This is a genomic window from Arcicella sp. GW458-12-2-14-TSB2 (assembly GCF_059423785.1).
Genome location: NZ_JBWKYN010000191.1, coordinates 1 through 11,123, shown reverse-complemented (window position 1 = coordinate 11,123; position 11,123 = coordinate 1). Strand labels below are relative to the sequence as shown.

The window sequence follows — 11,123 nt, the reverse complement described above, 5'->3', positions numbered from 1 at the left end:
CTATATAACCATTTTTTTTTAATATTATCTAATACATCACAAGCAACATTTCCTTGATTTATACTCTATTTTCAGAAAATAAAAAAGGGAACTTCTTGCGAAGCTCCCCTTAAAGCAAATTGCACTAACTAAAATTGCACTTACTAAATATTAACTTTCCATTGCCATCGACATCAATACGTTTCTTGTGGGATTGGCTTTATCTTGTATTCGTTCTTTAAATCTTTTAAGTTGGATTTTGAGTGCTTCAATGGCAATGTCCATTGCTTCTTCAAATGTCTTACCCTGTTCTTTTACAAAAAGCGTTCCGCCGGGTAAATTAATTTTAACTTCCAACATTTTACTTCTGACCTTCTTTGTATCCCCTTTATCCACTTTTAGAAATACTTCACCTCCAGTAATTCGGTCATAAAAGGTATCCAGTTTATTTAATTTTGACTGGATGAACTCCAATAGCTTGATGTCAGCATCGAAGTGAATTGAATGCACTTGTAATTTCATACGCACTCGGTGTTTAAGTTAAACAAATTTTAAAAGAAAGCCCTCAATCAAAGCCTTTTGCTCATTGGAGCAGTTCTCTGTTTTACCTTAATGTTTCCCATTCGAATTTCACTTACGCTACACCGCTATTTTATTGCAATCAAACAAAAAATATAATTCAACACAATGGAAATAAGAAACATTAAAGTCAAAACAAAGAACTCTCCGTTTTAGTCAAAAAAACCCTACCGACTAAGACAGGGTTTATAACTTATCTTGAGCTTTTTCTTAAATGAATTTCGACATTAAATTTCAATTATCCAAATGTTAAATACACATTCTTTGAATAATCAAAGTTATTGAATGCTACTATATAGTTACAGGATAATTATATTAGAAAAGTGCAAAATTTGGCTTTTAATCGGGTAAAAAACCCTTTGAAATCTACAAAAACTCATCCAAATTAGGCTTTTCCCAGGCTACTCTCAGCACTTTCGAGTGTACATTGATCTTTTCAAAAAAGCGTTGCCAATACAGTTGTTGATTAGACAAACTATCGGTTGGCGACTTCACTTCTATAAAACAATATTCGCCATCGTCCCACATGAATAAGTCTGGAAAACCACGAATATTTTCTCTTAAGTTTCTCGCCATTTCTAGCATAATCGCACTAACTTGTTCAGACGAAAGTTTTCCTAAAACGGTCTGAATCAATGGGAAAAGTCCTCCGTACCAGTCTACCAATGGATTAGTAATGCCATATTTTTCAAAAAAAATATTGTAAATATAAATCGACGTAGCATCTATATCTTCCAGCATTTGAAGGCGCTCTTCTATCTTCTCTTTCCTCTTTTCAAAAAAAGTAGGCTTGAATAAATCAGACGGTGAACGCTGTAAGGGGTGATGGATAGACAAGGTTTCGGTATCAAAAATAATGTCCCAAAATAATAATCCGAAGAGACTCCTCCAAAGATGGTTTTCGGTAAAAGTCGCTTTTTTATATTGCCTTTCGTAATAATCTATCACGCCCATTTCCACTTGTCTTTTCCACACTAAATCAATCGTGATTGACTCTGACCCGTGCAAATGCTGGGTAATGGCTTTCTTTGATTTCTTTTTTTGTAACTGTGCCTCCAAACGATTCAAATAATCTTCTGCAAAAAAGTGTTCATCTGCATTCTGAGGTTCTGCTAAAATCAACTCGCAAAGGGCTTTGGCTTCTTCCTTATTTTTAAGTTTGTCTAAAATCCGTACTTGTCTTTCTCGGGAAGGCGACTGCTCCGTCAAGCGGAAAACTATCAGCGCTTCGTCCAAGGCTTTAATCTTTTCTAAATAGGCCCCTACTTTCAATGTAAAGCGTTCAAAGGTAGGAATGGCAATTTCCGACAGTTCCTTTCCATGTGTTTCAGCCCAATCCATAAACCAATTATAAATTTCAAGGTAATCTACTTTGGTTTCTTGCATCACATAAAAATCTTCCCTTGCCAAGCTCACTTTTAGTTTATCTTCTACCTCTTGTCGGGTTTGAAAATAAGCCACCATTTTATCTTCGTCATACTTTTCATAATTCTGATAGCCCAAATCGCGGGTAACAAACTCTGACATATCGCCGTGGCGAGTTCCGAAGAATAGAAATTTTAATAGTTGTACCTCCTCTTCAAAGCATACTTTCACGACAGAATGCTCGATGGCATGAATTTTTGAGAAATCTTTTTCATCTAATAAAAACAGTATTTCTTCCCAATCTCCCACCTCTAAAAGCCAATCAAGCACTTCTTCTTTTTTTAAAGATGATTTGCCCTTGGTGGGTAGGTTGAGCATCTTGGCTAAAAAAATCAGCTCGGTTTTATTAAAAATATCTAGTACTTCATACGCATATTGAAGATGCTTTATTCCGAGTGGTTCTACAAAATTTTTAATAATTAAACTGTTCAGTACCGCTGGAATATTTTCAATTTCAGCATATTTCAATTTTTCAACCCTAAAAAAAGAACCTGTTCTATTCACAAAGCGTATGTACAAACATTGCTCGTCTTCTGTTAATGCATCAAATTGAGACAAGAATTGTTGTTCACTTTCGTTCAGAATATGTTGGTACTTTTTCTGGACAAAAGTCAATAAATATTGAAAGTATTCTAAGTAATATTTTGGAGGAAGTTCTATTCGTTCGGGAGCCATCTTTGCAAGCATTTTAGATTACAAAGGTAGGAAAGTAAAATTCACCAAAGCAAGAAGTTGGCTTTTGCCCTAATTTTTCAATAAGAAATAGTGACCCCAAAAAGAGGTACATTATATTTTGAGGTGGATGTCTCTGACCAAGATTTACTCCATAAATGTTTTGATTTAGCCACACCATCCTTAGACATCATATATGAAGGACTTATTAACATAATCTTTTCAACTTTTTTAGCATTATTTCTTTTATAAAATGTTTTCCCATACTGATAGTCTGAAATAATAAAATATTCATCATTTTTATCAATATATCCTATTGTTTGAATGCCTATCCATACGTATTTATCATTCAAAGAAATGTTATGGGAAGAAATGTCAACATTGATAAATTTGTCCTCTGGTGTAGCCTCTACGATAATATTATCGTTCAACAAATCTTCGGAGGGCTTATTATTTTCACCATTTTTGAATATCCTACATCTTAGTCTATACTTTTTCACAAATTCAGATTTCTCAGGACTTAGTCTATAATGAAGATTTGTAATAACGCCTTTTACATTGTCATGATTTTCAATTCTAGCGGCTATTATCGTACCAGAATTTGGGTTATAAGAAGCCTGATATACAATCCACCTTTTATGAAAAGTGCCATAGTCAATCATTTTATTCTTTCTCGATTTAACAGTTACCTCTTCTAACACAACATTCTTTTCACGAAGAAATATAGTATCTGAATGTAGAAAATCATTCAAAGAAAATATCCGTTGCTCATACCCTAAAGCTGAAAATAAAACACTATCTCCACTCCCTTGTTTACCTTGAAGGTCAAGACAGAAATTACCACTTTCATTAGAAACTGTACCAGTAGGCTTATTAATGAGTGAAATAGTTGCATAAGCTACACCTACTTTAGTATGACTATCTGAAACGATACCACATTTTTGGGAAAGGGTTAATTCTGAAATAAATGTAAATGCTAGTATTAAAAGGAGTCTTATTACCATAAAATAATTATTTATTAAATTGACGAAATAATTATGTTCTCTCGCCAATTTAATAAAGTAAATATAAAATTTATTAACTATTACAATTAAAAGGTCTTTGCTCTATTTTAGAACTAACTTCAATACCAAAAACATAGTATTTAACTTCAACAAGTTGAACACAAGTGTCACCGTAAGCATATTGTGTACCAAGAATTGTTTCTTCACTACCAAAGAATTTCGCCTGCGATTCTTGTACAAAAACCAAAGACATTACTGACACAAGCCCTACAATTCTAATATACCTATTTTTTTTAAAAAAGTTTTTCATTGTTATTTTGATTTAAAATTTCACTACCTACTCTTTCGCTTTTCGGTTTGCGCGATTCTAAAAATATTAACTGTTGTTTATTGGTTTTAGAACACTTCAAAAGTAAATACATTACATTTTTAAATTTATTTTTCACCATTGTAACTTACAAAATGAACGGTTGTAAGTTACAATCATATTTTTTTTGTATTTTTATTATAATAGTAGCTCTATACAAATTATTTCAAATACGCTAAAATATGAAACTTGGAGAAAAAGTACGAATAGTTCGAAATCTGAAACAGATCTCCCAAACTTGGGTAGCAATGAAATTAAAAATCTCCCAACAAGCCTATCAAAAATTAGAACAGGGAAAAACAATCATGACAAATAATAAATTGGCAGAAATTGCTAAATTGTTAGATGTTGATGAACAAACAATTAGAGATATCGATACGCTTCCCATTATTAATAAATCAAACTCACAAGGTAAAAAACTTAATAGTAATTCAGTATTCAACTCAAACAGATTAGTAATAGATGAGAAAGACAGAATCCAAAGTATTGAAAAAGAAGTTGATAATTTAAAGAAAAAAATAGACTCACTTACTCATCTAATTGAAACAAAATTGAAATAGTTATATATATCTAACTAGGAGTGACGTTTATAAAAAACTACTTAAATATATCTAATAATAGTAGTTATGAATATTCTTTTTAAATCCATAGCATGCATATATCAGAGATTCTTCAAACACTTGAACAAAAAGTAAATATTTCGCCCGAAACAAAAAAGGGCATCATTGTGTATGAAGATAAAAAACCCTTTTCCCTCCATTACGAATTAAAGCTAATACTATATGTAGGTATATTATTATTAAGTAGTGGTCTGGGCATTGTTATCTATCAAAATCTCGATTCTATTGGGCATACCGCTATCGTAGTTTTTATTAGCGTGCTGGTAGTAGCAGGTTTTGGTTTTTCATTTTGGAAGAGGCAACCATTTACTTGGCAACTGGTAGAACAGAATAATCTCTTTGCCGACTTCACGTTGCTATTGGGCTGTCTAAGCTTCCTTACCTTAGAAGGATACTTGCAATATCAATATGACCTCTTCGGTGAAAAATACGGACTGATTACGTTTATTCCTGCCGTAGTTTTTTTCTTTTCTGCCTATTTTTTCGACCATCGAGGGGTGCTTTCTATGGCTGTTACTGCCTTTGCTTCGTGGGTAGGCGTTTCTATTTCGCCTGTGTCTATCCTCACTAATAATGATTTCACTGCCCCTTATTTTATCTTTACTTCCATTTGCTTAGGGCTTTCTTATATGGCGATTGGCTTTCTTTCTGAATACAAACTCTTGAAAAGACATTTTTCATTTACGTATATCCTGTTTGGAAGCAATTTGGCCTTGGTAGCTGGTACAGTAGGTATTTTTAAGGAACACCTTCAATACACCTACTTTTTTACAGTAATAGCTATTAGCATAGTATTGTTTCTGTATGCTAAAATCAAACAATCCTATATTTTCTTGTTGACGGGTATTATTTTTGGCTATATAGCCATCACTAATATTATTTTTGACCTGATAACTGTCAATAACTGGTTTGCTGCCTATTACTTTATCGCTTCTGGTATAGGAGTAATATTTCTGTTATTCAATCTCAAGAAAATTCTTAAAACTTCTAATTAAACATCTATGAAAGCATATCAACAACAATGGATAGAACACGCTTATCTTCAAGCCAAAGCCCAAAACTGGTTTGAAAAAGGCTTGCTCACCGAACAGCAAAACAATGACATCAAAAAGCAGTTTGTCCTTGATTATTATCAGCCCAACGTCTTTATCAAAATAGCCTTGTTTTTGTTTACAGCGTTGGCTTGTATATTTAGCATCTCGTTGCTTTACTTAATTTTTGAAAACTCGTTCACACAAAGTCCTGTTGCTAGCACTACTATTTTGTCTATCATCTTTGGCATTGCTGCGGTCATTTTATTAGAATATTTAATACGAGAAAAGAAAGTTTTTCAATCAGGTATTGATAATGCCTTAATCTATTTTTCCATTGGCGCTTTTTGTACTTTCACTTATTATCTATTAGAGACCTCTCATTTACCTGCTTGGGTAGAATGCATTTTCTTTTTACCCTTCTTTGTTATCGCCTATATCCGCTATGCTGATGCTTTGGTAGCCTGTGGAATTTATTTTTTGTTAATCATCATGCTAGTTGATTTTTGTCTTGAATTTACTATTGGCAAAACTCTTTTGCCTTTCGTAATGCTGTTTTTTTCACTGGGTATGAATCGATTGGTTATGAAACTTAGTCTGCGAAAAGATTACCTTTATTATGAGACATCATTGGATATTTTAAAAACCTTATCCATTGCATCGTTCTATCTCAGTGTTAATTATTTTATCGTTCGCGAGGGTAACGCCATGATTAATAAAGTCTTTACAAGTGTAGCCCCTCAAATTGGCCTTGCTCCTCTTTTCTATTTCTTTACTACTGTTATTCCATTCGTGTATGTGTATATAGGTCTAAAAAAACGTGACCGCACCTTCCTGATGTTAGGGTTGCTAACTTTGGCTTTTTCCTTTTTCACTTATCGACATTATTTCGGGGTAATTCCTACGGAGATTGCTTTGTTAATTTGTGGAGGGCTGATGATTGGTGGGGCATCTTTAGCCATCAACTATTTAAAGCAACCTAAATATGGCTTCACTTATGCCCCTGACAACAACCTCGAAGGATTTAATTTAGATACTATTCTATTGGCTGAAGTAGTAAATAGTAAAATAAATACACATGATAAGCCTTTCAAATTTGGCGGAGGAAGCAGTGGCGGAGGTGGTGCAGGAAGCGAATATTGACATAGCAATATTAAATATAACCATTCGATGATTATCTAAGAAAAAATACTCAAATTATTGACTTTTTTCGTGAATGATGATGAAAAATGTATATTTGTTTTCTGAATTCGGTTTTGTTAGTAAAACGTTTAGACCGAATTTTACAAAAACAACCAAAGGGTCTTCTTTCTTGATAAAAGAGAGAAATATTTTGAAATACTCAATATTATCGAAATATTATTTTGCCATTAATAAAAAATACATAATTTAATTATCCATGAAAACTGTCGATTCTTACAATTTTGCTGGCAAACGTGCCTTAGTCCGAGTAGATTTTAACGTACCTTTAAACGAGCGTTTTGAGATTACTGATGATACTCGTATCAAAGCTACAATTCCTACAATCACTAAAATTTTGAATGATGGTGGTTCGGTGATTTTGATGTCTCACTTAGGTCGCCCGAAAGATGGCCCTACAGAGAAATATTCATTAAAACACCTTGTAAACCCACTTTCAGTAGTATTTGGTCGCCCAGTGAAATTTGCAGATGATTGCATCGGTCAATCTGCCATTGACTTAGCTTCTGGTTTACAAAGCGGAGAAATTTTATTGCTTGAAAACCTTCGTTTTTACAAAGAAGAAGAAAAAGGAAATGTAGAGTTTGCTGAAAAATTATCTAAACTAGGTGACGTTTGGGTAAATGATGCTTTCGGTACAGCTCACCGTGCACATGCTTCAACAGCAGTAATTGGTCAGTTTTTTGAAGACAGAATTTGTGGTTATGTAATGCAGGCTGAAATCGAGAATGCTCAAAGAGTATTAGAAAACTCAGAAAGTCCGTTTACAGCCATTATGGGTGGTTCTAAGGTTTCTGATAAAATCTTAATTATCGAGCGTCTTTTAGATAAAGTTGATAATTTGATTATTGGTGGTGGTATGACATACACTTTTGTATTGGCTGAAGGTGGCAAAATCGGAAATTCAATTTCTGAACCAGATAAAGTAGAGCTAGCTAAAGAAATTTTAATTAAAGCGAAAGAAAAAGGTGTTAACGTATATATGCCTGTAGATAACTTATGTGCTGATAAGTTCTCTAACGATGCTGAACGCCAAGTGGTTGCTTCTGGTGCTATTCCAGATGGCTGGCAAGGGTTGGACATTGGTCCAGAAACGGCTGAAATTTTCAAGAAAGTAATTGAAGCATCAAAAACAGTATTATGGAATGGCCCGATGGGCGTATTTGAATTCCCTAATTTTGCGGCTGGAACAAATGCTATCGCTGATTCAGTAGTGAACGCTACAGAAGAAAACGGTGCTTTCTCATTAATCGGTGGTGGCGACTCTGCTTCAGCAGTAAACAACGCTGGTTATGGTGACAGGGTTTCTTATGTTTCGACAGGTGGAGGTGCGTTGTTAGAATACATGGAAGGTAAAGTATTACCGGGTGTTGCTGCATTGCAATAACTGATAAAAATCTGCATTATTTGAAGGCGATACAATTTTTGTATCGCCTTTTTGTATTTATCTTTGAGTCAATTATAATATAACAATCGTGGAATTTAAAGCATTACCCATCAACACTACAGCACAATATCTTTTGAATGATAGTCGCCAGTTGTCATCCCCACAGCGGTCTATCTTCTTTGCTATTAAAGGTTTACATCATGACGGACACCTGTTTTTAGATGATTTATACCGAAAAGGTGTACGCGAATTTGTGGTAGAAACCGATGCCCTTAGCCCTGCTATTCTACGGGAATTAAAGAAATTTACGGATGCCAAAATATGGCAAGTAGAGGATAGCATCACTGCCATGCAAGAGGTGGCTCAGCGTCATCGCGAGCAATTTAATTTACCTGTTATTGGCATCACTGGCAGCAATGGCAAAACCATCGTTAAAGAATGGTTAGCACAATTATTGAGCAACCGTTTTAAAATTGTAAAAAGCCCCAAAAGTTATAATTCACAGATTGGTGTACCGCTTTCGGTATGGCAAATCAATGAAAGTCATAACTTAGGTATCTTTGAAGTGGGTATTTCCAAGGTAGAGGAAATGGAAAAGCTAGAGAAAGTAGTGAAACCTTCCATTGGTATTTTTACGAACATAGGCACCGCACACAACGAGTTTTTCAGCAGTAATTCACAGAAGATTAAGGAAAAAATCAAGCTTTTCAAGCATGCTACTACCTTGATATATTGCGCTGATTATGTAGCGATTGATGAAATCATTAAAACGGATTTCATGGTTGAAAACCCTGACTGCAAAATCATCAATTGGTCACGAATGGCTAATACGGGCGCACGTGTGTCTTGGGAAATATATAATGAAAACACGAAAGTCTTTTTAGACTTAACCGCTATTTCGCCTAATACTGAAAGATTCAGCACCACGCTAGATATTCCTTTTACCGATGAAGCCTCTATCGAAAACGCTATCCATTGCATCCTCACGCTTTGGTATTTGGGGTATAGCACCTCTGATATTCAGGCAAGGCTACAAATCCTTCGTCCTGTTTCGATGCGCTTAGAGATGAAGCAAGGAACAAATGCTAATTATTTGATAGATGATACTTATAACAATGATTTAGCGGGCTTGACAATCGCACTGAATTTCTTGAGCCAGCAAAAACAAAAACAGAAAAAAGTACTTATCCTGAGTGATTTGTTAGAGACTGGTGTTCCTGAAAAAGAACTTTATAAACAGATAGCCCACTTAGTAAAAGAAAGGCATTTAGAACAGTTTATTGGTATTGGCGATGTTATTTCCCGCAATAAAAATCATTTTATGGCTAGTTCGGCTAAAACTGATACAAATATTCAGTTTTATAAAAACACGAAGGATTTTCTGGAGAGCCAAGCCATCAAATCATTACATAACTCCACCATTCTGATTAAGGGAGCAAGGAAATATGGCTTTGAACAAATTGTGAATAGACTTGTTCAAAAAACACATGGAACTATCCTTGAAATCAATCTGGATGCCATTACCAATAATTTGAATTATTATCGTGATAAGGTTGGTCAACAGATTAAGATGATGGTAATGGTGAAGGCATTTGCCTATGGCTCTGGTAGTACAGAGGTAGCCAATTTGCTTCAATTTCATGGCGTTGATTACCTAGCCGTTGCCTATACGGATGAAGGGGTTTCGCTCAGACAAAACGGCGTTTATCTACCAATTATGGTGATGAACCCCTCCCCTAACGATTTTGAGCAATTGGTGGCTTATTCGCTTGAGCCTGAAATATATAGTTTAAGAATCCTACACGAGTTTTCTGAATACATTGATAGCCGTAATTTAAGCTCGAAAATTCACCTTAAAATTGATACAGGAATGCATCGGTTGGGCTTTGAAAAAGAGGCTTTGCCCGAATTACTGAAAAGTTTGCAGTCGAACCCCAATTTATGGGTTTCAACTATTTTCAGTCATTTAGCAGCGGCTGACGATGTTGATTTTGATGATTTTACAAGACATCAAGTCAAAACGTTTACCGAAATGGCGAATGAAATATCGGAAGCTTTGGGCTATATTCCTTCACGCCATTTAGCTAATTCCGCTGGCATTGCCCGTTTCCCCGAAGCCCGTCTGGATATGGTAAGGCTTGGTATCGGGCTGTATGGTGTAGCTGCCAAACCAGAAGACCAAGTAAATTTGCAGACGGTGGGTACTTTAAAAACGGTAATTTCGCAAATTAAGCACATAAAGTCTTCAGAGACTGTCGGTTATGGCAGAAAAGGCGAATTGAAAAGGGATACCAAAATTGCTACCATAGCGATTGGATACGCTGATGGTTTTGATAGAGGATATGGCAGGGGTGTTGGCGAGGTGTTGGTAAATGGACATAGATGCAAAGTAGTCGGAAATGTATGCATGGATATGACGATGGTGGATATTACCGATGTACCAAATGTGCAGGAAGGAGACGAAGTGATTATTTTTAATAAAGAACTGACTATTACCGAATTATCTCAAAAAATAAATACTATTCCTTACGAAGTATTAACCAGTGTAAGTGAAAGAGTAAAACGTGTTTTCTATCAGTTATAGGCTATAAAAAAAGTGCAAGAAATAATTCTTGCACTTTTAACCTTCAACCTTTTAAAACATAATTCAATCAAAATCAATTTGGCGTAAAATGCTTTCGATTGACTGTCTAATTTGTTTGATATAAAAATGGTTATAATATTTTTTTAAAAAATGGCTAATGTTTGTAATACAAATTTATGCAAACTTTTTAAATAAAAACAAATATATTTGCAAATATTTGCAAAAAATCTCAAGATTAAAATATTCACCCTCCTAATTTGGTATCATGTTAAAAG

At 34.6% G+C, this 11,123-nt stretch carries 9 protein-coding genes; 5 read left to right on the top strand and 4 right to left on the bottom strand.

From position 1 onward, the window contains the following. Positions 1–150: 150 nt before the first annotated feature. From hpf to AC07XN_RS20640, 4 genes are all read right to left on the bottom strand, one after another. Positions 151–501, bottom strand: a complete 351-nt coding sequence (hpf, locus tag AC07XN_RS20655) for a ribosome hibernation-promoting factor, HPF/YfiA family (RefSeq protein WP_309919573.1) — start codon at positions 499–501, stop codon at positions 151–153. A 423-nt stretch (positions 502–924) separates the two neighbouring features. Beyond that, entirely contained in the window at positions 925–2,670 is a 1,746-nt protein-coding gene (locus tag AC07XN_RS20650; protein ID WP_494744414.1) for a VRR-NUC domain-containing protein, read from the bottom strand. Between the two features lie 65 nt (positions 2,671–2,735). Next, positions 2,736–3,659: a carboxypeptidase-like regulatory domain-containing protein gene (locus AC07XN_RS20645; RefSeq protein WP_494744413.1), complete on the bottom strand. Its 924-nt coding sequence runs from the start codon at positions 3,657–3,659 to the stop codon at positions 2,736–2,738. A 73-nt stretch (positions 3,660–3,732) separates the two neighbouring features. Continuing rightward, positions 3,733–3,969 carry a hypothetical protein gene (locus tag AC07XN_RS20640; protein WP_309919566.1) on the bottom strand — a complete coding sequence of 79 codons (237 nt, stop codon included), beginning with the start codon at positions 3,967–3,969 and terminating at the stop codon, positions 3,733–3,735. Positions 3,970–4,208: 239 nt separating this feature from the next. Between AC07XN_RS20640 and AC07XN_RS20635 the strand changes: the two genes are divergently transcribed. From AC07XN_RS20635 to AC07XN_RS20615, 5 genes are all read left to right on the top strand, one after another. After that, positions 4,209–4,586, top strand: coding sequence for a helix-turn-helix domain-containing protein (locus AC07XN_RS20635; RefSeq protein ID WP_494744412.1), 378 nt, complete (start codon positions 4,209–4,211; stop codon positions 4,584–4,586). A 92-nt stretch (positions 4,587–4,678) separates the two neighbouring features. After that, positions 4,679–5,641: a DUF2157 domain-containing protein gene (locus AC07XN_RS20630; protein ID WP_494744411.1), complete on the top strand. Its 963-nt coding sequence runs from the start codon at positions 4,679–4,681 to the stop codon at positions 5,639–5,641. 6 nt (positions 5,642–5,647) lie between these two features. Beyond that, complete coding sequence (locus AC07XN_RS20625) at positions 5,648–6,820, top strand: hypothetical protein (protein WP_494744410.1); 1,173 nt, start codon at positions 5,648–5,650, stop codon at positions 6,818–6,820. A gap of 256 nt (positions 6,821–7,076) precedes the next feature. Next, positions 7,077–8,264: a phosphoglycerate kinase gene (locus AC07XN_RS20620; protein WP_309919556.1), complete on the top strand. Its 1,188-nt coding sequence runs from the start codon at positions 7,077–7,079 to the stop codon at positions 8,262–8,264. A gap of 88 nt (positions 8,265–8,352) precedes the next feature. After that, the gene (locus AC07XN_RS20615) at positions 8,353–10,848 is read left to right on the top strand and encodes a bifunctional UDP-N-acetylmuramoyl-tripeptide:D-alanyl-D-alanine ligase/alanine racemase (RefSeq protein ID WP_494744409.1); all 2,496 of its coding nucleotides are present in this window, start codon (positions 8,353–8,355) and stop codon (positions 10,846–10,848) included. The last annotated feature ends 275 nt before the right edge of the window (positions 10,849–11,123 follow it).